Genomic DNA, 22656 nt, shown 5'->3' on the forward strand with positions numbered 1-22656 from the left:
TGCCCAGATGGTGAAATTGGTAGACACGCCAGCTTCAGGTGCTGGTGACCGCAAGGTCGTGGAAGTTCGAGTCTTCTTCTGGGCACCAATTCAAATTCAAGGTCACGATCTTGAATTTCACAAAAACCCGCGAAAGCGGGTTTTTGCGTTTCTGGCCTTTGAAAACCCCAAGCCATTACTTCCCCGTGGCGAGGGGGCTTGCCCCCGCTGGGTCGCGAAGCGGCCCTCATCACTCGTTAGTCATACCGTAACTTCAGGATTTACGACTGCTTCGCAGCCGAACGGGGGCAAGCCCCCTCGCCACAGAGTCCAGCGCCAGCCCATTAGCAAACACTCCTCAGACCCTCAAGGCGCACTTGAGAAACAATATCGTTTATCATTGTTTCAAGTTTTTGCAATGCGACAGTGAGGAACCCTGCGAATGATGCTTCGAAATACCCTGCGCCGCGGCCTGACCATCACCCTCCTCGGCCTGACACTCGCCACGCCCCTCACCCAAGCCGCCGATCCGGTTTCCCTGACACTCTATAACGGTCAACATAAGGAAGTCGGCGATGCCGTCGCCAAAGCCTTCGAAGCCAAGACCGGGATTCACGTCAATGTGCGCAAGGGCAGCAGCAACCAACTCGCCAGCCAGATCGTCGAAGAAGGCGATCGCTCTCCCGCCGATGTGATCTACACCGAAGAATCGCCACCGCTGAACAAGCTCGGCGAACAAGGCCTGCTGGCGAAAGCCGATGCCGCCACGCTAGAAGTCCTGCCCAAGGACTACGTTGCCGGCAACGGCACCTGGATCGGCATCACCGCGCGGGTCCGGGTCGTCGCCTTCAACCCTAAACTGATCGACGAAAAAGACCTGCCCAAGTCCGTGATGGAATTCTCCGATCCAAAATGGCAAGGCAAGGTCGGCTTCGTGCCTAGCAGCGGCGCCTTCCAGGAACAGGCGGTGGCGATTATCAAGGTCCACGGGATGGACGCCGCCGAAGAGTGGCTGACCGGCCTGCGTGCGTTCGGCAAGACCTACAGCAACAACATGGTTGCGCTGAAAGCCGTGGAAAATGGCGAAGTCGCCACCGTGCTGGTGAACAACTATTACTGGTTCGCCTTGCAGCGTGAAAAAGGCCAACTCGATTCGAAACTACATTACTTCACCGGTGGCGACGTCGGCGGACTGATCACCGTTTCCAGTGCTGGCGTACTGAAATCCAGCAAACACCCGAAAGAAGCCCAGCAATTGCTCGCCTACATGGCCAGCGAAGAAGGTCAGCGCGTGATCACCCGGACCACTGCCGAATACCCGCTGCACAAGGGCATGGAATCGGATCGCGGTCTCAAGCCGTTCAGCGAACTGCAAGCGCCGAACGTCACACCAGCCGATCTCGGCAACGCCGAAGAAGCCCTGGACCTGGAACGTGACGTTGGCTTGAACTGATGAGCGCCTCGTTATCCGCCCCCGCTTCGCACGGGGGTTACATGCCAAGGCGCAAGCGGCCGTCGATCTGGCTGCTGCTACCGGTTCTGCTGTTGGTGGTACTCAGCCTGTTGCCGCTGGCCTATGTCAGCCTCAAAACCTGGCAAGCCGGCTGGGCCGAGGCGCTGCATCTGCTGTGGCGGCCCTACGTGTTTGGCCTGCTGCGCAATACCCTGGCGCTGATGCTGGGCGTCACATTGGCCTGCGGTGTGATTGGCTTGTCACTCGCCTGGCTGCTGGAGCGCAGCAATCTGCCGGGACGGCGGTTATGGGGCGTGATCCTGTGCCTGCCGTTCGCGGTGCCGGCATTTGTCAGCAGTTTCACCTGGGTGTCCCTGAGCGCTCACTTCGAAGGGCTGGGCGGGGCGATTCTGGTGATGACGCTATCCAAGTACCCGCTGATCTTTCTGCCGGTCGCGGCAACGCTGCGCAATCTCGACCCCTCTCTTGAAGAGTCTGCCCGCACCCTGGGGCAGAATCGTTGGGGTGTATTCTTCAAAATCACCCTGCCCCTGCTCTGGCCGTCACTGCTGGCCGGTTCACTGTTGATTGCGCTGCACATGCTGGTGGAGTTCGGCGCGCTGTCGATCATCGGCCTGCAAACCTTTACCACGGCGATCTATCAGCAGTTCGAACTGGAATTCAGCAACGCCAATGCAGCGATGCTTTCTGCGGTGTTGCTGGCGCTGTGCCTGGTGCTGCTATGGCTTGAGTTACGCGTGCGCGGCAAAGGCCGTCACGTACGCACCGGTCAGGGTGCTGCTCGGCATGCGGAGCAAGTTCGCCTCGGGCCGTGGGCGGCTGTGGGACAACTTTACTGCTTGCTGCTGGCGATCATCGGCAGCGGCATTCCACTGGGAATGCTGGCGTACTGGTTGATGGTGGGTTCGTCGGCAGCGTTCCCGGTGGCCGCGATCAGCGAGGCATTGCTCTCGTCGCTGGCGCTGTCGCTCGGTGGCGCTGCGCTGTGCCTGGTGCTGGCGGTGCCGGTGGGGTTGCTGGTGGTGCGCCATAAAGGCCGACTGGCAATCTGGGCCGAGCGCTTGCCGTATCTGCTGCATGCACTGCCGGGATTGGTGATTGCGCTGACCCTGGTGTATTTCGCCCTGCATTATGTGCCAGCGCTGTACCAGACCTCGGCGTTGCTGCTGATTGCCTATGCGCTGTTGTTTCTGCCACTGGCGCAGGCACCGATTCGCACCGCGCTGAACAAGGCCGCGCCGCAGCTGGAAGAGGCCGCACGCACGCTGGGGGCGTCGTCTTTCAGCGCGTTTTGTCGGGTGACCCTGCCCATCATCTTTCCCGCCCTGGGTGCTGCGTTTGCGCTGGTGTTTCTGGATGCGATGAAGGAACTGACGGCGACGCTGCTGCTGAGCCCGACCGGGCTCAATACATTGGCGACGGAAGTCTGGGCGCATACCGCGAATGTGGAGTTCGCGGCAGCGGCGCCTTATGCGGCGTTGTTGATTGTGGTGTCGGGGTTGCCTGTGTATCTGCTGACGACGCGGATGTATTTGAGTCGTTGAAAAGCTTCGCGGGCAAGCCTCGCTCCTACAAGGATTACGTAGCCCTTGTAGGAGCGAGGCTTGCCCGCGAAGGCACCAGACCTGCGAACGAGAAACCTAAGCCCTGAACTGCCCCAGGCTCGCCTTCAACTGCGCCGCCAACCCATCCAGCACCTTGCCGCTGGCCGTGGTCTCCACCACCGCCTGAGCTGCTTTCTCAGCTTGAGCATGGATGGTCTCAACCCGCCCACGCACAGCCTGCGCACCTTGCGCCTGATGCGCCGCGGCCTGGGTCGCCAGGCCGATCGCTGCATGTACCTGCTCGACCGACGCCTGCACCGACTGCTGCAACCGCGCACTGTCGCGCAACACCAACAAACCTTCACTGGCCTGACGCCCAGCCTGCCCGATTGCCGCAACAGCCTCACGCGCGCCCTGCTGCAGCGCAACAATGTGCGCCTGAATATCGCCGGTGGAGCTCTGGGTCTTGCTCGCCAGCGCCCGCACCTCGTCCGCCACCACGGCAAACCCGCGACCGGTCTCGCCGGCACGCGCAGCCTCGATGGCCGCGTTCAGCGCCAGCAAGTTGGTTTGTTCGGCGATCCCGTGAATCACCGTCAGCACCACTTCAATCTGCTCACTCTGCTGCGCCAGACGCTCGATGACTTTCGCACCAGTGTCGACTTGTCCGGCCAATGCCTCGATGAGACTGCCGACTTTCGCCGAAGTCCGGGTGTTCTCATCCGTGGCCTGACGAATGTCCACCACCTGCTGCAAAGCGGCCTGCATGGCGTGACTTTCAGACTGAGCCTCGTCAGCCATTTGCGACAACGCGCGCAGGCTTTCGGCCACTTCATCGCGCTGCATGCCAGCCGCTGCATCGGCACCGGCATTGCGCAGGGTCATGGCGCCGATTTCCACGCCGGTACGCTGGGCCACATCGCCTGCCTCGCGCACGATCGGCTGCAACTTATCCACAAAGCGATTGACCGCCGAGGCCATATCGCCAATCTCGTCCTGGCTGTTGATCTGCACGCGCTTGGTCAGGTCGCCCTCACCTGCCGCCAAGTCATCCATCGCGACAATGAGCATTTTCAGGCGATTGACCACTCGACGCCCCAGTACCACCGCCAGTAACAGCAGCACACCGAAACCCACCACCGCCAGGCCCATGCCGATGCGCCAGCGCAAAGCCCCCGCGGCTTCCTGCACGGCGCCCGTGGTGTTGGCTTTCATTTCAGAAGCAGTGGACTGCGCCGATTGCAGACGCCCACGCATCGCCGTTGCGCTGTCAGCCGCCGCACCTTTGAGGCTGTCACCCACCAATTGATCGCTGCTGGCGATCAGCGCTGAGAAACGCTTGTCCAGCGCCGCCAGATCGGTTTCCACGGAGGCAGTTGAGACCCCCATCAAGACCTTGCCGATTTCCACCCCATTGGGACTGATCGAAGCTTCAAGGTAGTAGACCGAAGGATCGCTCTTCGCTGCATCCAGCACCTTGTCCAGCGCCCGCTCGCCCTGGCCTTTCTCCAGCAGCCCCTTGTTGATCGGGTTCTCCCGGTTGAGGTAGCGCGTCAGGTGCTGGCCCGTGGCGTCGTCATAGACCACGAACAACACGTTGGGATTTCGCTGGGCGCGGCGAGCGAATTCGGACAGGGTAGGAATGTCGCTGTCCCACATGGCGCGGGGTGCGACCGAGGCCAGAAGTTGCGCCATGTCATTGGCCGACTCCTTCAGGTCCTTCTCCAGCGTCGTACGCAGTTGAGCCTGCTCGTCTTTCAAACGTGAAGACAGCCCAGCGGTCAGGCGCTGACGGGTACTGCTGGACAGGTTATCCAGGCTCGACGTGACTTCACGCCCCGCCTGCTCCAGCTCACCGGAGAGCTTTTGGCTATCGGCGCCCAGGCGCACGCCCAGATCGGTTTCCAGCGCAGTCACCGTGCTCCGGGTCAGAGCAACAGCCACCAGCACCTGCACCAAAAGGGCGATACCAAGGGTAACGAACACGGGCCGCAACAAACGGCTTTGTAACAGTGAGAGAACGGCCGACACAGGAAATCCCTCTACTCTAACGCCATTAAATTGATGGCATTCTGAAGGCGATATTCACAGCAAAGGTCATGCCGTCCAACAGGCATAAACGACAAAGGCCCCGATTAAGGGGCCTTTGTGTTTTACATCAACAACTTATTAAGCGAACGGGTGACGCAGAACGATGGTTTCGTTGCGGTCCGGGCCCGTCGAAATAATGTCGATCGGCGCGCCGACCAACTCTTCGATGCGCTTGATGTAGTTGCGCGCAGCCTGAGGCAGCTCTTCCAGGGTCTTGGCACCCAGGGTCGACTCACTCCAGCCCGGCATCTGCTCGTACACCGGCTCCAGGCCGATGTAGCTGTCGGCGTCGGTCGGTGCGTCGATCACTGCACCGTCTTCGTTCTTGTAGCCTACGCAGATGTTGATGGTTTCCAGGCCGTCCAGCACGTCCAGCTTGGTCAGGCACAGGCCCGAGATGCTGTTCACATCGATAGCGCGACGCAGAATCACGGCATCGAACCAACCGCAACGACGGGCACGGCCGGTGGTGGCGCCGAACTCGTGGCCACGCTTGGCCAGGAACGCACCAACGTCGTCGAACAGCTCAGTCGGGAACGGACCGGAACCGACGCGCGTGGTGTAGGCCTTGGTGATGCCGAGAATGTAATCCAGGAACATCGGACCAACACCCGAACCGGTGGCGATGCCGCCAGCGGTGGTGTTGGAGCTGGTGACGTACGGGTAGGTGCCGTGGTCGATGTCCAGCAGGGAGCCCTGGGCACCTTCGAACATGATGTCCTTGCCGGCACGACGCAGGTTGTGCAGCTCTGCGGTGACGTCGAGCATCATCGGCTTGAGCAGTTCGGCGTATTCCATGCACTCGTCGAGTGTCTTCTGGAAGTCGATCGCTGGCTCTTTGTAGTAATTGACCAGTACGAAGTTGTGGTAGTCCAGCAACTCGCCCAGCTTGGCGGCGAAACGCTCACGGTGGAACAGATCACCGATGCGCAGACCGCGACGGGCAACCTTGTCTTCGTAAGCCGGGCCGATGCCGCGACCGGTGGTGCCGATCTTCAACTCGCCACGGGCCTTTTCACGGGCCTGGTCCAGCGCTACGTGGTAGGACAGGATCAGCGGGCAGGACGGGCTGATACGCAGGCGCTCGCGCACCGGTACGCCTTTCTCTTCCAGCTTGTTGATTTCCCGCAGCAGGGCGTCGGGTGCAACCACCACGCCGTTACCGATCAGGCACTGCACGCCTTCGCGCAGCACGCCAGACGGGATCAGGTGCAAGACGGTTTTTTCGCCGTCGATCACCAGGGTGTGACCAGCGTTGTGGCCACCTTGGTAGCGCACTACGGCGGCAGCATGTTCGGTCAGCAGATCAACGATCTTGCCTTTGCCCTCATCACCCCATTGGGTGCCCAGGACTACGACATTCTTACCCATAACACTTGTCCTCATTCGCGCAAACTTGGTGCCGGCGGCGGCCGGCAGGAAAACTCAAGAAGCCAGTGGCGATACTTGCCAAAGCCCGTTCTGCTGAATCAATTGCCGGTCGCAGTCCGCTTCACGGGCGGCGGCCAAAGGTTGCCCAGGCAATGCCTGAACGACACGCTGACCCTCACTGCGCAACTGGCAAACCTGCTGCCAGAGTGCTGCATCCGTACTGTCAGGCATCCAGATACCGCCAGACGGTAGCTCGATCTCAGCACGCCCCAGGGTCACCAGGGTTTTCAAATCGGTGGAGAAGCCTGTCGCCGGACGGGCGCGACCGAAGTCGGCACCGATATCGTCGTAACGACCGCCCTGAGCGATGGACTGGCCAACACCTGGCACGAACACGGCGAACACCACACCGGTGTGGTAGTGGTAGCCGCGCAATTCGCCCAAGTCGAAGTACAGCGGTAACTCCGGGAAACGCGTGGACAGACGCTCGGCAATCGCCAGCAAATCGTCCAGGGCCGCCAGAACAGGCGCCGGCGCATTGGCCAGACGCTCGCGGGCAGCGCTCAACACTTCACGACCGCCACACAGGTCGACCAGCGCTCGCAGCATGCCCGACAGATCGGCAGGCAGGCCTTCGGTCAAGGTAATGACCTCGTCGATGGCTTTACGTTGCAATGCATCGAACAACTGTTGCTCGACTTCGCCGGACAAACCGGCGGCGCGGGCCAGGCCGCGGTAGATGCCGACATGCCCGAGGTCCATGTGCACATCCGGCACATCGGCCAGTTGCAGCATGGCCAGCATCAGGCTGATGACTTCCACGTCGCTGCTCGGGCTGGCATCGCCGTACAACTCGGCGCCCAGTTGAATCGGGCTGCGCGAGGACGACAACGCACGTGGCTGAGCATGCAGCACGCTACCGGCATAGCACAGACGGCTCGGGCCTTCGCGACGCAGGGTGTGCGCATCGATGCGCGCCACTTGCGGCGTGATGTCGGCACGGAAACCCATCTGCCGGCCCGACTGCGGGTCGATGACCTTGAAGGTGCGCAGATCGAGGTCCTGGCCTGCGCCGGTCAGCAGGGATTCCAGGTACTCGATATGGGGAGTCACGACAAACTCGTAACCCCAGCTCTGGAACAGATCCAACACCTGGCGACGCGCAACTTCAATGCGCGCAGCCTCCGGTGGCAGTACTTCTTCGATGCCATCTGGCAGCAGCCAGCGGTCTACCGTTGCCATTACGCCATTCCCCTATGATCCGGGCAGCAAGCCTTTGGGCGAGCCTTGAGTGAAGCAGAAAATGATCGGCTCATGTGCATAAACCCCGCGCATGAACAACGTGGCGAAAAGCCTGGAACCGGCTTCGCCAACCACTTTCCTCGAAAAACCTGTCGAGTCATTCAACTCGGGCGCCTGCATAAAAACAGCAATCAAACGTGCAGACGCAAAAAAGCCGGGAATTTCCCGGCTGCCGCATCATACACACGTTTTCCCAAAGGATCACCCCGCCCGAGGCTTTAGCCGCCAGGCGGGGGATGATTCAGGTCAACGTCGTATCAAGGCTTGGCTTTTTCCAGGTAACGGAAGAAGTCACTGCTCGGGTCCAGGACCATGACGTCGGATTTGTTCGCGAAGCTTTCACGGTAGGCACGCAGGCTACGGTAGAACGCGTAGAACTCCTGATCCTGGCCGTATGCCTTAGAGTAGATCGCAGCAGCCTGGGCATCACCATCACCGCGCACCTCTTCGGATTCACGATAGGCTTCAGCCAGCAGCACGCGGCGTTGACGGTCGGCGTCGGCACGGATGCCTTCGGCCAGCTCGTTACCCTTGGCGCGGTGCTCGCGAGCTTCACGCTCACGCTCGGTGCTCATACGCTCGAACACGCTGCGGTTCACTTCCTTCGGCAGGTCGATGGCCTTGACCCGGACATCGACAACTTCAATGCCCAGCTCTTTTTCTGCCATCTTGTTCAGCGAAGCGGTGATGTCTGCCATCAGCGCATCACGCTCACCGGACACCACTTCGTGCAGGGTGCGTTTACCGAACTGGTCACGCAGGCCCGACTCCAGACGACGGGACAGGCGCTCGTCGGCAATCTGCTTGAGGCCGGAAGTCGCGGTGTAGAAGCGCTCGGCATCTTTCACGCGCCACTTGGCGTAGGCATCGACCATCACGGCTTTCTTTTCCAGCGTCAGGAAGCGCTGTGTCGGTGCATCCAGCGTCATCAGACGCGCATCGAATATGCGCACCTTGTTAACGTAAGGCACTTTCACATGCAGGCCCGGCTGAACATCGGCCTGGACCACGCGACCGAACTGCAGCAACACCGCGCGCTCGGTCTGAGCCACGATGTAGAAGCAGTTCCAGGCAACGATCGCCACGACGACGCCGACAATAAGGGCGATCAGCGATTTATTGCTCATCAGCGACTCTCCCTGGTACGTGCCTGCTGTTGCTGCAGATCAGCTGCCGCACGCACATTCACTTCATTGCTGCTGGCTGCTGCGCCGGTCACCGGAGTGCTGGTGCGGCGACCATCCTCGACCATCTTGTCCAGCGGCAGATACAGCAGATTGCTCTGGCCATTCTTGTTGCCGGTCACGAGAACCTTGCTGGTGTTGCTGAAGATTTCCTGCATGGTGTCCAGGTACAGACGCTGACGGGTAACTTCAGGCGCCTTGCGGTATTCGGCCACCAGCTTAGTGAAGCGGTCAGCCTCACCTTTGGCGCGGGAGACGGTCTCGTCGCGGTAACCGTTGGCATCCTCGAGGATGCGCTGGGCCTGACCACGGGCTTCCGGCACGACGCCGTTGGCGTAGGTTTCAGCCTGGTTACGCGAACGCTGCTCGTCTTCACGGGCGCGGATCACGTCATCGAAGGCTTCCTGGACTTCACGCGGTGCAGCAGCGCTCTGTACGTTGACCTGAGTGACGGTGATACCGGTGCGGTAGGTATCGAGGAAACGTTGCAGACGCTCCTTGATTTCGCTGGCCATCAATTCACGACCTTCGGTCAGCACCTGGTCCATGGCGGTAGAACCCACCACGTGGCGCAAGGCACTGTCGGTCGCATGCTGCAGACTGATTTCCGGCTGATCGACGTTCAGCACGAAGTCCTGCAGGTTGCTGATCTTGTACTGCACGGTCAGCGGCACTTCGACGATGTTTTCGTCTTCAGTCAGCATTTGACCCTGCTTGGTGTAGGCACGCTCACGCGTGACGTTTTCCAGGTACTTGCGATCGATCGGCGGGAAATAGATGTTCAGGCCCGGGCCGACGGTTTCATAGTATTTGCCGAAGCGCAGCACCACGGCCTGCTCCTGCTCGTCGACCACGTAGACAGCGCTGTACAGCCACACAGCCGCCAGCACGGTCAGACCGATGCCGAGCAGGCCGCCAAAGCCGCCACTCTTGCCCGGACCACCGCCCTCGTCACCGCGTTTCTTGCCACCACCGAACAACCCGTTCAGGCTTTCCTGCAGCTTTCGGAAGGCCTCGTCGAGATCCGGTGGTCCCTTGCGGTCGCCGTTATTGCGGCGCTTGCCACCCCAAGGATCCTGATTATTCGAGTTGCCACCCGGCTCATTCCAAGCCATAGCGCTCTCCATCTGATAAAGCAAAGACGCACCCACGGCGCGCCGACCAATGCTACAGAATGCCTGTCACCGCGGCACAACCGCTTTCTCAGGCTTTTATTGCAAAGTGTGTTGCTCGATGAATTCCATCGGTTGCAGACCTTCGCGGCTCACGAGTCGATTCAATTCGATCCGTGGCAAGCGAACGGCCAGCAGGCTGATGCCTTCTTCGTCGTGTTCTTCTTTTTGCACCGCACCGAGTTCGAAAAACTGCGCACGCAGTCGAGCAAAACGTTGCGGCAAGCGCAAGGTGCCAACAAACAAATCGCTGCCCAACAGTTCCGCCACTGCCTGCTTGAGCAAGTCCAGGCCGGTACCGTCCTTGGCCGACAACCAGACCCGCTGCGGCTTGCCATCGGCATCGCGCTGGATCTGCGGCTCAACCCCCTCGAGCAAATCGAGTTTGTTGTATACCTCAAGGATCGGCAAGTCTTGTGCCCCGATCTCCCCGAGCACCACCATGACCTGTTCGATCTGGGCCATACGATCAGGCTCGTGCGCATCGATCACGTGCAGCAGCAGGTCGGAGTTGCTCGACTCTTCGAGCGTAGCTCGAAATGCTTCGACCAGTTTGTGCGGCAGGTGACGAATGAAGCCCACGGTGTCGGCCAACACGATCGGCCCGAGATCCTCGAGTTCGAGTCGGCGCAAGGTCGGGTCGAGGGTCGCGAATAGCTGGTTGGCGGCAAAGACGTCGGAATCGGTGACCGAGTTGAACAGCGTCGATTTGCCGGCGTTGGTATAACCCACCAGTGAAACCGTCGGAATGTCAGCACGCTTGCGCCCGCGACGAGACTGCTCGCGCTGGCTGCGGACCTTTTCCAGGCGCCCCTTGATCTGACGCAGACGAATCCGCAACAGGCGCCGGTCGGTTTCCAGCTGGGTTTCACCCGGCCCACGCAGACCGATACCACCCTTCTGCCGCTCAAGGTGAGTCCAGCCGCGAACCAGTCGCGTACTCATGTACTCAAGCTGGGCCAGTTCGACCTGGAGCTTGCCTTCATGGGTGCGAGCGCGTTGCGCGAAAATATCGAGAATCAGACCCGTGCGATCGATCACGCGACACTCGAAAATACGTTCGAGGTTACGTTCCTGACTGGGCGTGAGGATGTGATTGAAAATCACCAGATCGACCTGTTCGGCTTTGACCAGGTCGCGTAACTCTTCGACCTTGCCGCTGCTGATCAGGGTTTTGGCGGTTGGCCGATGACGCGGCACGTTAAAAAACGCGACGGTCTCGGCACCAGCCGAAATTGCCAACTCCTGAAACTCCTGCGGATCTTCGCGCGCCTCAGGGTCCTGACCATCCAAGTGAACGAGAATTGCCCGCTCACCACCACCGTGGCGCTCAAAGAACAAAGGAGACTCCTATCAGGCGTTACCTGGCTCAGCGTCGCCTGCTTCGGATTCGGTTGCGCTAGGCAGACGAATTGGACGAACTGGCACCACTGTAGAGATAGCGTGTTTGTAAACCATCTGGCTGACGGTGTTTTTCAGCAGGATAACGAACTGGTCGAAAGACTCGATCGTGCCTTGCAGTTTGATCCCGTTGACCAGGTAGATGGAAACCCCCACTTTCTCTTTACGTAAAGTATTCAAGTAAGGGTCTTGTAGCGAATGCCCTTTTGACATGTGCCGCACTCCTTTAAGGATTCAATATAAAAAATAGGTAAACAGATGGCTTGGGGCCGTCACACCCCCAAGGATAGACGGCAATTGCAAGGACTCAGCTCAATATGGAGATGGTCCCGAGGTATTTCAAGGCGCGCGGCAGATTGTCGCAATCGAGGCTGTCCAACCAGTGTAAATCAGCCCAACTGCGCAGCCAGGTGAACTGGCGCTTCGCCAATTGGCGCGTGGCAATGATTCCACGCTCCTGCATCTCGGCTTGCGTCAGCTTGCCATCCAGGTAATCCCAGACTTGTCGATAACCTACAGCACGTATAGACGGCAACCCGGAATGCAAGTCACCTCTATCTCGCAGGGCTACGACCTCGTCGACGAATCCCTGTTCCAACATATTTGTGAATCTTTGTTTAATGCGCTCGTGCAGTACCTGGCGATTTGCCGGAGCGATGGCCAAGTTCGCGACAGTATAGGGCAATTGTTGCAGTCCCGAAGCGGCTGCTTCAGTACTTTGCGCAGATTGTCGCAAGCGTAGCTCAGTCATGCTCTGACCGCTGACGCGATAAACTTCCAGTGCACGACTAAGGCGCTGCGGATCGTTCGGGTGAATTCGCGCCGCGGATTGCGGATCAATCACCGCCAATTGATCGTGCAGGGCTTGCCAGCCAAGGCGTGCAGCCTCTTCTTCGATTTGCGCACGAACGTCCGCATCGGCCGCTGGCATGTCGGCCAGACCTTCGAGCAAAGCCTTGTAATAGAGCATTGTGCCGCCCACCAGCAGCGGAATATTGCCCCGCGCGGTGATCTCGCTCATGGCTTGCAACGCATCGCGACGGAAATCCGCGGCAGAATAACTCTCGGCCGGGTCGAGAATGTCGATCAGACGATGCGGGAATTCGGCCAGGATCTCTTTGGAGGGTTTGGCGGTGCCGATGTCCATGCCACGATAAACCAGCGCCGAATCGACACTGATCAACTCGCAGGGCAGGACCTTGGTGAGTTCGATGGCCAAATCGGTCTTGCCGGCGGCCGTCGGCCCCATCAGGAAAATCGCGGGAGGGAACTGGCTCATCAACGACCGCGCAAGAACAGTTTGTCCAGATCGTCCAGGCCCAGTTGGGTCCAGGTCGGTCGGCCATGGTTGCATTGACCGCTGCGCTCGGTGTTTTCCATGTCCCGCAGCAGGCCGTTCATTTCCGGCAAGGCCAGGCGCCGATTCGCGCGAATCGCGCCGTGGCAGGCCATGGTGCCGAGCAGTTCGTTCAGGTGCGCCTGAATCCGGTCGCTGGTGCCGTATTCCATCAAATCCGCGAGCACATCGCTAACCAGTCGGTTGGCCTCGGCCTGTTTCAGCAACGCGGGGATTTGCCGGATGGCCAGGGTTTCCGGGCCAAGGCGCTGCAATTCAAAACCCAGACGCTGGAACCAGGCGACGTTTTCTTCGGCGCAATCGGCTTCGCGTTGGCTGACCGCCAGGGATTCCGGCACCAGCAATGGCTGACCGCTCAATCCCTCGCTGGCCATGGCGACTTTCAGGCGTTCGTACATGATCCGCTCATGCGCGGCATGCATGTCTACCAGCACCAGGCCTTGGGCGTTTTCCGAAAGAATGTAGATGCCCTTGAGCTGCGCCAGTGCATAGCCCAACGGCGGAATGTCATCTTGCCCGGCCGGCAGCGCGACCGCATTGGCCTCGGGCAACGGCGCGAAGAACTCACGATAGGCCGCCTGAGCTTCGGCGACGGGCACGCCGGACTGAGGCCGCGGCGTGTATTGATACTGATAACCGGCACCGGCGCCAGAACTCGCCGCGGTATTGAATGACGGCTGGGCCTGGGGCTGCTCCAGCAGTGCATTGGCCGCCAGACGCATCTCGCCCTGCGGGCCGAACTCGCCGGCTTCGATACCGGTTGGCCGGACCATGGCTGTCGCGACAGGCGCGGCCAACTGGTCTTCCGGCCGCACATCACCCAAGGCGCGATGCAAAGTGCCGTAAAGGAAGTCGTGAACCATGCGCCCGTCACGGAAACGCACTTCGTGTTTGGTCGGGTGCACGTTGACGTCGACGCCCGCCGGATCGACTTCGAAAAACAGCACGAATGTCGGGTGCCGACCGTTGAACAGCACGTCGCGATAAGCCTGACGCACCGCGTGGGCCACCAGTTTGTCGCGCACGGCACGGCCATTCACAAAGAAATACTGCAAATCCGCCTGGCTGCGGTTGAAGGTCGGTAATCCGACCCAGCCCCACAAATGCAGGCCATTGCGCTCGATTTCGATCGGCAGCGCCTGCTCCAGAAAGCCCGCCCCACAGATCGCCGCCACACGCCGGGCGCGGGCCGCGTCATCATGGGCTTCGTGCAGACTGAGGATGGTTTTGCCGTTGTGACGCAGATGGAACGCCACATCGAACCGCGCTAGCGCCAGACGCTTGATCACTTCTTGCAGGTGATCGAATTCGGTTTTTTCGGTCTTGAGAAACTTGCGGCGCGCCGGGGTATTGAAGAACAAATCGCGCACTTCCACCGAAGTGCCCACCGGATGGGCCGCTGGTTGCACGCGAGCCGCCATGTCCCGGCCTTCGGTTTCCACCTGCCAGGCTTGATCGGCGTCGCGAGTGCGGGAAGTCAGAGTCAGACGCGCCACGGAACTGATGGAGGCCAGCGCCTCACCACGAAACCCCAGGCTCATGACCTGTTCGAGGTCTTCCAGGTTGCGAATCTTGCTGGTGGCGTGACGGGCCAGGGCCAAAGGCAGGTCATCGGCAGAAATGCCGCTGCCATCGTCGCGCACCCGCAGCAGCTTGACGCCGCCCTGCTCCACATCGACATCGATGCGTTTGGCGCCGGAGTCGAGGCTGTTTTCCAGCAACTCCTTGATCACCGAGGCCGGGCGCTCAACCACTTCACCAGCAGCAATCTGGTTCGCCAGCCGCGGGCTGAGTAGCTCGATACGCGCCGTGTTGGTCAGCACCTGGTTCATTCTTTGGCCGCCAGTTCAGTACCTGGAATGGTCAACGTCTGACCAATCTTCAGCTCGTCACTTTGCAAGTTGTTGGCACTGCGCAAGGTGGCCGCAGACACCTGATAACGCACAGCGATCATCGCCAGGGTTTCGCCGGGGCTCACGCGATGGTCACGCGGGCCTTGGGCGATCTTGCCGGAATCGCGCAGCCAGGCAATGTAGGTGCCCGGCGGCGGGTTTTGCTGGAAGAATTGCCGCACGCCGCTGCTGATGGAGCGCGCCAGCGCCTGCTGGTGGCTCGATGCCGCGAGTTTCGAGGCTTCGTTGGCGTTGGAGATGAACCCGGTTTCCACCAGGATCGACGGGATGTCCGGCGACTTCAACACCATGAACCCGGCTTGCTCGACACGTTGTTTGTGCAACGGCGTGACGCGACCGATGTTGCTCAAGACTTTCTGGCCAACGTTCAGGCTGGAAGTCAGGGAAGCGGTCATCGACAGGTCGAGCAGCACGCCGGCGAGCATCCGGTCCTTGTCGTCGAGGCTGACGTTGCCGGCACCGCCGATCAAGTCGGAACGGTTTTCGCTGTCGGCCAGCCAACGGGCGGTCTCCGACGTAGCGCCGCGGTCAGACAAGGCAAACACCGACGCACCGAACGCAGCGGCTGACGGCGCGGCGTCGGCGTGGATCGAAACGAACAGGTCGGCGCCCTTCTTGCGGGCGATTTCGGTACGGCCGCGCAACGGAATGAAGTAGTCGCCGGTACGGGTCAGTTCGGCGCGGAAACCTTTCATGCCATTGACCTGACGCTGCAACTCACGGGCGATGGCCAGCACCACGTCTTTTTCACGCTGACCGCGAGAGCCCGAGGCGCCCGGGTCTTCACCGCCGTGACCGGCATCGATCACCACGATAATGTCGCGCTTGCCAGCCGGTGCAGGTGGCAGCTTGATCGAAGGCTCGGACGGCGTGACGGGTACGGCGGGTACCGTGGCCACAGACGGTGTTGGCGCAGGCGGTGGCGCGGCGTCGGCCGCGTTGTCGAACAGGTCGACTACCAGGCGATTGCCGTACTGGGCGTTCGGCGCCAAGGTGAAGCTTTTCGGCGTGACCGCTTTTTTCAGGTCGATGACCACCCGCAAATCGGTCGGCGTACGCTGAGCCGAACGCATTGCCGTGATCGGCGTGTTGGCCGTGGAGACGTTCAGTGGCGAGCCGAGCGTCGCGCCATTGATGTCGATTACCAGCCGATCCGGTGCGGTCAGGGTAAAGACGCTGTGCTGGACAGGCCCCGTCAGGTCGAACACCAGTCGAGTGTTATCCGGCGCCCGCCAAAGGCGAACACTGTTGACCTTCGTCTCGGCCACAGCGTCGACGGTCACCGCCAAAAACAACACCCCTACGGCAGCAACCAACGCGCGAAAGCGCATACCTAACCCCATCATTTATTTGGATTCCAATGCCAAAACGGCACACCACGACTCGCCACGCGAGCCTTGGGGCAAAATTCTCAGCGAACGCCCGCTGTCTTGCGGGCTAATGGTAATGGTCAGGTCGGGCTTTGGCAAAAAGCCTGCACCCTTCTGGGGCCATTCAATAAGACACAATGCGTCGTCATCGAAATAGTCGCGGATGCCGAGGTACTCCAGCTCCTCGGGGTCGACCAATCGATATAAGTCGAAATGGAAGGCGCGGACGGCGCCGATCTCGTAAGGCTCGACCAGGGTAAAGGTCGGACTTTTTACCGCGCCGGTATGCCCCAGGCCACGGATGATGCCCCGGGACAGCGTGGTTTTCCCCGCACCCAAATCCCCTTCAAGAAAGATCAGACCGTGCCCTCCGGTGGTTTTGGCGATACGTGCGCCAAAATCGCTCATGGCCTGTTCATCGGCCAGGTACAGGGTTACTTCAGACACGGTGCTTGCTCCTCCAACAACTGACGAATGGCTGGAATCAGATCACTGGCCGCCAGCCCGCGGCCGAATTTACCTTGTTGCTCACCGGCATTGGCGTGCAGCCAGACCGCCAGGCAGGCCGCGTCATACGCGTCCAGGCCCTGAGCGAGCAAGGCGCCGACCAGACCGGCCAGCACATCACCCAGCCCGGCCGACGCCATGGCCGGATGGCCCTGATGACACAGCGCCAGACGCCCATCGGGGCTGGCAATCAGACTGCCAGCGCCCTTGAGCACTACCACCGCTGTATATTTTTTGCTCAACGCATGGGCCGCGGCCGGGCGGTCAGCCTGTACGGCGGTTGTCGATATCCCCAGCAATCGCGCCGCTTCGCCCGGATGCGGCGTGATGACACTACCTGCGGGCAAGCTCACGCCACCTTCGGCCAACAGGTTCAACGCATCGGCATCCCAGACTTGTGGCTGCGACGCGTTGGCCGCGGCCGACAACAGGCTGCGCCCCCAGGCGGCCTGCCCCAGCCCCGGGCCGACGACCAGCACCGTGGCCTTCTCCAGCAGGCCCATCAATTGATTGGCCGACGACGTGCCGAGCACCATGACTTCCGGCAAACGCGCCAGGGCGGCCGGAACGTGCTCACTGCGCGTGGCCACGGACACCATGCCGGCACCGCTGCGCAGGGCACTTTGTGCACTGAGCAGGATGGCGCCGCCAAAACCGCGATCACCGCCGATCAGCAATACGTGGCCGAACTTGCCTTTGTGGGCGGTTGGAGCGCGGCCGGTGAGACGCGGCACATTACCGACCGTCAGGCGATGCGCACTGATGTCGGCCCCGATGAATGTCTCGGGGGCGACGTGCAGATCGTTGAATACCAAATCGCCCACCACATCCGCCGCGTCACCGGTGAACAGCCCCACCTTCAAACCGATGAACGTCACCGTCAGGTCCGCTCGAACCGCAATGCCGAGCTGGCGACCTGTATCGGCGCACAGCCCCGAGGGGATATCCACCGCCGCAACCGGGAGCCCACTGGCATTGATCGCGGCGATGACGCTGGCGAACGGCTCGCGTACTTCACCGGTCAGGCCGGTGCCGAGCAAGGCATCCAGCACAATGCCGCGCAACTCGGAGTGCGGGGTCCAGCCTTGAATGGCCACGCCTTCGGCCACCGCCTCGGCATGGGCCGACGCGGCATCGCCCTGCAAACGCCCGGGGTCGCCGGCGGCCAGCACCCGCACATGCCAGCCGGCACGTCGGGCCAGCACGGCCACCAGATAACCGTCGCCTGCGTTATTGCCGCGACCGGCTACCACACTCAATTCGTGCGCCGCCGGCCAATGGCGGACCAACGCACGCCAGGTCGCCCGTGCCGCACGCTGCATCAATTCGAAGCCCGGTGTACCGGCCGCGATCACGCTCGCATCGAGCCCTCGGACTTGCGCGGCGCTATACAGCGCGTCGGGTAATTCATCTTTAGTGTGCGGCATGCGTCTTCAGGCTCCGATGTCTGGCAGAATTATACGCATCTCAGCTCCGGTTTCTCTCGCCTCATGCCCGCTATTACTACAGACCTGCCCGCCCTCGCCCAATCCATCAAGGACTGGGGCCGCGAGCTGGGCTTTCAACAAGTCGGCATCAGCGGCCTCGACCTGGCCGAGCATGAGCAGCACCTGGAGCGCTGGCTCGCCGCTGGCTACCACGGCGAAATGGATTACATGGGCGCCCATGGCAGCAAACGCTCGCACCCGGAAGAACTTGTACCGGGCACCCTGCGCGTGGTTTCGCTGCGCATGGACTACCTGCCGGGCGACACGCACATGGCGCAACGGCTGGCCCAACCGGAAAAAGCCTACGTCTCGCGTTATGCCTTGGGCCGCGATTACCACAAATTAATTCGTAAACGCGTGCAACAACTGGCGGAAAAAATCCAGGCAGTGGTTGGCCCGTTCGGCTACCGCGCCTTTGTCGACAGCGCCCCGGTGCTGGAAAAGGCCATCGCCGAACAGGCTGGCCTGGGCTGGATCGGCAAAAACACGCTGGTCTTGAATCGCAAGGCCGGCAGTTACTTCTTCCTCAGCGAACTGTTCGTCGACCTGCCGCTGCCGGTGGACCCGCCCCACGCCACCGAGCACTGCGGTCGCTGCACGGCCTGCCTGGACATTTGCCCGACCAACGCCTTCGTCGGCCCCTACGTGCTGGACGCCCGTCGCTGCATTTCGTACCTGACCATCGAACTGAAAAGCGCGATTCCTGAAGATTTACGACCGCTGATCGGCAATCGGGTGTTCGGCTGCGATGACTGCCAGATCGTCTGCCCGTGGAACCGCTTCGCCCGGCCTTCCGGGGAAAGCGATTTCAAACCCCGGCACAACCTGGACAACGCCGAACTGGCCGAACTGTTCATGTGGGACGAAGAAAAATTCCTCAGCAGCACCGAAGGTTCACCGTTGCGTCGGGCCGGTTACGAGCGTTGGTTGCGCAATCTGGCGGTCGGCCTGGGCAATGCGCCGTCGAGCATTCCGGTGCTGGAAGCGTTGAAGGCACGGCGGGACTATCCGTCGGAACTGGTGCGCGAGCATGTCGAATGGGCGCTAAAACAACACGGGCTTATGTAGTAGCTGCCGAAGACTGCGTTCGGCGCGACTGCGAAGCGAGCCCTTCGGCCTCGAACGCAGCCTTCGGCAGCTGCTACAGGGACTGCGTGTAAATCAGGCTTCGTCGTTATAAACGAACTTGGGCATTTCCCAGTGGAAACGGATCGCCAGCAAGCGCAGCAGGAAGCCGCCGAATAGTGTGATCAGGATCGCCTGTTCACCCGGCAATTGCAGATAGACACAGAATAAATAGCACCACGCCGCGGCAAACGAGACGCTGGCGTAGAGTTCGCGGCGGAAGATCAGCGGGATGTCGTTGCAGAAGATGTCCCGCAGAATGCCACCGAATACCCCGGTGATCACGCCGCTGACCGAGGCCACCAGCATGCCGTGGCCCATTTCCAAGGCGATCATGCAGCCGATCAGGGTAAACGCCACCAGGCCCACGGCGTCGAGCACCAGAAACAGCGAGCGCAGATGGCGCATCCAGCGCGCCGCGAAGACGGTGAACATCGCTGCGATCGACGTCAGCACCAGGTATTCCGGGTGTTTGACCCAGGTCAGCGGGTAATGGCCAAGCAACACGTCGCGCACCGAACCGCCGCCCAACGCCGTGACGCATGCAATCAATACCACGCCAAACCAGTCCATGCCGCGACGGCCCGCAGACAGGGCGCCAGTCATGGCTTCGGCAGTAATGGCGATCAGGTAGAGCATCAGCAACATGGTGGCGGTCCTTACGAGAAGGCGCGCAGTCTACTCAGATCGTCAGGGCACCAAAAGGGGGCAAAGGAACCTGTGACGAGGGAGCTTGCTCTCGCTGGGCCGCAGAGCAGCCCCATCTGCTGACAGAGCAACTCTTCAAATAGACCGCGTCGGCTGACTTTACGACTGCTACGCAGCCGAACGGGACGGTGCGGCGTTCCGACAAGCTCCCTCGCCACAAAAACCTCCCTATACCCAATCAGAACTTGATGAAGTTCTTACGGTAGTGCTGCAGCTCGGCGATCGATTCGCGGATGTCGTCCAGGGCCAAGTGGGTGCTGCCCTTTTTGAAGCTGTCGCGCACATCCGGTGCCCAGCGCGCGGCCAACTCCTTGAGGGTCGACACGTCGAGGTTGCGGTAGTGGAAATAGCTTTCCAGCGACTTCATGTGGGTATAAAGGAAGCGACGGTCCTGGCAGATGCTGTTGCCACAGATCGGCGACTTGCCCTTCGGCACCCATTTCTCCAGGAAGGCGATGGTCTCGGCTTCCGCTTCGGCCATGCTGATGCGGCTGTCGCGAACCCGTTGGGTCAGCCCGGAGCCGCCGTGTTGACGGGTATTCCACTCGTCCATGCCGGCGAGGATCTCGTCGCTGTGATGGATGGCGATCACCGGACCTTCAGCCAAGGTGTTCAAATTACTGTCGGTGACGATGGTGGCCATCTCGATGATGACGTCGGTATCAGGGTTCAGCCCGGTCATTTCCAGGTCGATCCAGATCAGGTTCTGCGGGTTCTGCATATGTCGGCTCCTCGGCGTAGGTTCGCAGTTTAGCCTAGGGAGGCGGCCGGGCGTGCTAAACTCGCGGCCGTTTTACCTAATCGCTGCATTCTCGATACGGAACACCCATGGCCAAACGCCAACTCAATCGTCGTCAAAACTGGCGCATCGAAAAGATTCAGGGCGAGCGCGCTGCCCGCGCCGCCAAACGCGAGTCCTCGGCTGTCGAGGCACTTGAGGGTGGCGACCTGGGTCCGGAACAGACGGGCCTGGTGATCGCGCACTTCGGTGTGCAGGTCGAAGTCGAGGCTCTCGATGGCGAATTGGCCGGCCAGGTATTCCGCTGCCACTTGCGCGCCAACCTGCCGGCGCTGGTGACCGGCGATCAGGTCGTGTGGCGTGCCGGCAACCAGGGCATCGGCGTGATCGTGGCGCAACTGCCGCGCAAAACCGAGCTCTGCCGCCCGGATAGCCGTGGTCAGCTCAAGCCGGTGGCGGCCAACGTCGACATGATCGTCATCGTCTTCGCCCCATTGCCCGAGCCTCACGCCAACCTGATCGACCGTTATCTGGTCGCCGCCGAACACGCGGGTATCCGTCCGTTGCTGCTGCTGAACAAATTCGACCTGATCGACGAGCAGAACGCCCCGGCGCTGAATGCCTTGCTGGCGGTTTACCGCACGCTGGGTTACCCGGTGCTGGAAGTGTCGGCGCACCACGGCAACGGAATGGAGCAACTTCAAAAACTATTGGACGGGCACATCAGTGTGTTCGTCGGCCAGTCCGGCGTCGGCAAGTCGTCGCTGGTCAACAGCTTGCTGCCGGAAGTCGAAACCCGCGTCGGCCCGCTGTCCGAGCTGTCGGGCCAGGGCACCCACACCACCACCACCGCGCGGCTGTTCCACTTCCCCGGCGGCGGTGAGTTGATCGACTCCCCGGGCATTCGGGAATTCGGCCTGGGCCATGTCAGCCGCGCCGACGTCGAAGCCGGCTTCATCGAGTTCAACGACCTGCTCGGCACCTGCCGCTTCCGCGACTGCAAACACGACCGAGAACCGGGTTGCGCCCTGCTCAAGGCGCTGGAAGATGGCCGCGTGCAGCAGCAGCGGATGAACAGCTACCGCTCGATCATCGCCAGCTTGCCTGAAAACAGCTATTAAACAGATGCGCCAGCCGCCCAGACATCAATGGGACGGCTGGCTGTTCGCAGCAGCCTACAAAAACCACCCATCGACTTAAACATCAGATATTTCTGTAGGGCATCCGCACGCCTGTTTGAAGGGCACTTCTCTTTCACCGCGAAGCCCTTGTTCCAGCCATTCAACTGCATACATTCAAGCCCTCTTCGCACATTAGCGATACCGAGGGACAGCCATGCCAACCTATCATTTGTTCATCGTTCACTCGTGGAACCGTTCAGGCGCCCATTACCGCGAACTCGCCCTCAAGGAACACGTCTGATGCCTGTATTCATCAGCTACCGTCACGCGGATCGCCCCTACGCGATCGCCATCTGCAGCCGTCTGATACAGGCCAACATCAAGACCTACTTCGACGTGCTGGATCCGGAATCCCAGACCACTGACGACATCACCGGGGTCATCACCCGCTACATCACCGCGAGCACGCATCTGATAGCCGTGGTCTCGGGCAAGACCGTGCCGCCATGGTGGGTACCGTTCGAAGTCGGCGAGGCGACCATCAGCAACAGGCGGATTTGCTCATTCCAGACCGAACCGACGGAACTGCCGCTGTACCTCGATAAATGGCCAAAGCTCAGCACTGACAAGGATCTGGATTTTTTCATTGATGCCTACCGTGAAGAAGTGGCGACCAAGCGTTCAATGACACTCGATTCGATCAGCGAATCCCTTTACGGCACCTACAGACGCAATGCGGAGCTATTCCACGACCAGCTCAAGAGTCGCATCCGACGGGGTTTCTGAGAGGTGCAAAAAAGCCGCGTTCATC

19 protein-coding genes and 1 tRNA gene are annotated in these 22656 nt (G+C 60.8%); 6 read left to right on the top strand and 14 right to left on the bottom strand.

Annotated features, from left to right (window positions below; genetic code table 11):
• Window position 1: 1 nt before the first annotated feature.
• The 3 genes from AF70_RS28250 to AF70_RS28260 all read left to right on the top strand — a co-directional run bounded on the left by AF70_RS28250 (window position 2) and on the right by AF70_RS28260 (window position 2997).
• Window positions 2-88: transfer RNA gene (locus AF70_RS28250), tRNA-Leu, on the top strand.
• Window positions 89-421: 333 nt separating this feature from the next.
• Entirely contained in the window at window positions 422-1432 is a 1011-nt protein-coding gene (locus tag AF70_RS28255) for an extracellular solute-binding protein (RefSeq protein ID WP_028940164.1), read from the top strand.
• Window positions 1432-2997, top strand: a complete 1566-nt coding sequence (locus AF70_RS28260) for an iron ABC transporter permease (RefSeq protein WP_028940165.1) — start codon at window positions 1432-1434, stop codon at window positions 2995-2997. The genes AF70_RS28255 and AF70_RS28260 overlap by 1 nt, the downstream gene beginning before the upstream one ends.
• Window positions 2998-3093: 96 nt before the next feature.
• Here the strand turns inward: AF70_RS28260 and AF70_RS28265 are convergent, their stop codons facing one another.
• From AF70_RS28265 to AF70_RS28320, 12 genes are all read right to left on the bottom strand, one after another.
• Window positions 3094-5028, bottom strand: a complete 1935-nt coding sequence (locus tag AF70_RS28265; RefSeq protein WP_019582203.1) for a methyl-accepting chemotaxis protein — start codon at window positions 5026-5028, stop codon at window positions 3094-3096.
• Window positions 5029-5166: 138 nt separating this feature from the next.
• Window positions 5167-6459 carry an adenylosuccinate synthase gene (locus AF70_RS28270; RefSeq protein WP_018928499.1) on the bottom strand — a complete coding sequence of 431 codons (1293 nt, stop codon included), beginning with the start codon at window positions 6457-6459 and terminating at the stop codon, window positions 5167-5169.
• Window positions 6460-6513: 54 nt separating this feature from the next.
• Window positions 6514-7701, bottom strand: a complete 1188-nt coding sequence (locus tag AF70_RS28275) for an ATP phosphoribosyltransferase regulatory subunit (protein ID WP_007939588.1) — start codon at window positions 7699-7701, stop codon at window positions 6514-6516.
• A gap of 317 nt (window positions 7702-8018) precedes the next feature.
• Window positions 8019-8888, bottom strand: coding sequence for a protease modulator HflC (hflC, locus tag AF70_RS28280; protein ID WP_007939589.1), 870 nt, complete (start codon window positions 8886-8888; stop codon window positions 8019-8021).
• Window positions 8888-10060 carry an FtsH protease activity modulator HflK gene (gene hflK, locus AF70_RS28285; protein ID WP_019582202.1) on the bottom strand — a complete coding sequence of 391 codons (1173 nt, stop codon included), beginning with the start codon at window positions 10058-10060 and terminating at the stop codon, window positions 8888-8890. The genes hflC and hflK overlap by 1 nt, the downstream gene beginning before the upstream one ends.
• Before the next feature lie 96 nt (window positions 10061-10156).
• Complete coding sequence (gene hflX / locus AF70_RS28290) at window positions 10157-11458, bottom strand: ribosome rescue GTPase HflX (RefSeq protein ID WP_007939591.1); 1302 nt, start codon at window positions 11456-11458, stop codon at window positions 10157-10159.
• Between the two features lie 12 nt (window positions 11459-11470).
• Window positions 11471-11731 (bottom strand): RNA chaperone Hfq, encoded by a 261-nt coding sequence (gene hfq, locus AF70_RS28295; RefSeq protein WP_007902656.1) that lies wholly within the window; start codon window positions 11729-11731, stop codon window positions 11471-11473.
• Between the two features lie 94 nt (window positions 11732-11825).
• Window positions 11826-12797: a tRNA (adenosine(37)-N6)-dimethylallyltransferase MiaA gene (gene miaA / locus AF70_RS28300; protein WP_019582201.1), complete on the bottom strand. Its 972-nt coding sequence runs from the start codon at window positions 12795-12797 to the stop codon at window positions 11826-11828.
• A complete protein-coding gene (gene mutL, locus AF70_RS28305) occupies window positions 12797-14707 on the bottom strand; it encodes a DNA mismatch repair endonuclease MutL (protein ID WP_019582200.1) in 1911 nt (636 codons plus the stop codon). The genes miaA and mutL overlap by 1 nt, the downstream gene beginning before the upstream one ends.
• Complete coding sequence (locus AF70_RS28310; RefSeq protein ID WP_019582199.1) at window positions 14704-16134, bottom strand: N-acetylmuramoyl-L-alanine amidase; 1431 nt, start codon at window positions 16132-16134, stop codon at window positions 14704-14706. Before AF70_RS28310 ends, mutL begins: the two co-directional genes overlap by 4 nt.
• On the bottom strand, window positions 16135-16605 hold the full coding sequence (tsaE, locus tag AF70_RS28315) for a tRNA (adenosine(37)-N6)-threonylcarbamoyltransferase complex ATPase subunit type 1 TsaE (protein ID WP_018928505.1): 471 nt from the start codon (window positions 16603-16605) through the stop codon (window positions 16135-16137).
• Window positions 16593-18092, bottom strand: coding sequence for a bifunctional ADP-dependent NAD(P)H-hydrate dehydratase/NAD(P)H-hydrate epimerase (locus AF70_RS28320; protein ID WP_019582198.1), 1500 nt, complete (start codon window positions 18090-18092; stop codon window positions 16593-16595). Before AF70_RS28320 ends, tsaE begins: the two co-directional genes overlap by 13 nt.
• 63 nt (window positions 18093-18155) lie before the next feature.
• Between AF70_RS28320 and queG the strand changes: the two genes are divergently transcribed.
• Window positions 18156-19220, top strand: a complete 1065-nt coding sequence (queG, locus tag AF70_RS28325; protein ID WP_018928507.1) for a tRNA epoxyqueuosine(34) reductase QueG — start codon at window positions 18156-18158, stop codon at window positions 19218-19220.
• A 93-nt stretch (window positions 19221-19313) separates the two neighbouring features.
• On the opposite strand, the gene AF70_RS28330 is transcribed toward queG, so the two are convergent.
• Both AF70_RS28330 and orn read right to left on the bottom strand, forming a co-directional pair.
• Entirely contained in the window at window positions 19314-19925 is a 612-nt protein-coding gene (locus AF70_RS28330) for a trimeric intracellular cation channel family protein (RefSeq protein ID WP_028940166.1), read from the bottom strand.
• A 238-nt stretch (window positions 19926-20163) separates the two neighbouring features.
• Entirely contained in the window at window positions 20164-20706 is a 543-nt protein-coding gene (orn, locus tag AF70_RS28335) for an oligoribonuclease (RefSeq protein ID WP_019582197.1), read from the bottom strand.
• Window positions 20707-20813: 107 nt separating this feature from the next.
• Here orn and rsgA point away from each other — a divergent pair, with 107 nt between their 5' ends.
• Together rsgA and AF70_RS28345 are read left to right on the top strand one after the other, a co-directional pair.
• A complete protein-coding gene (gene rsgA, locus AF70_RS28340) occupies window positions 20814-21845 on the top strand; it encodes a small ribosomal subunit biogenesis GTPase RsgA (protein ID WP_018928510.1) in 1032 nt (343 codons plus the stop codon).
• 300 nt (window positions 21846-22145) lie between these two features.
• Window positions 22146-22631, top strand: coding sequence for a toll/interleukin-1 receptor domain-containing protein (locus AF70_RS28345; RefSeq protein WP_019582196.1), 486 nt, complete (start codon window positions 22146-22148; stop codon window positions 22629-22631).
• The last annotated feature ends 25 nt before the right edge of the window (window positions 22632-22656 follow it).

The organism is Pseudomonas sp. KD5, from assembly GCF_012932895.1.
Taxonomy (GTDB): Bacteria; Pseudomonadota; Gammaproteobacteria; order Pseudomonadales; family Pseudomonadaceae; genus Aquipseudomonas.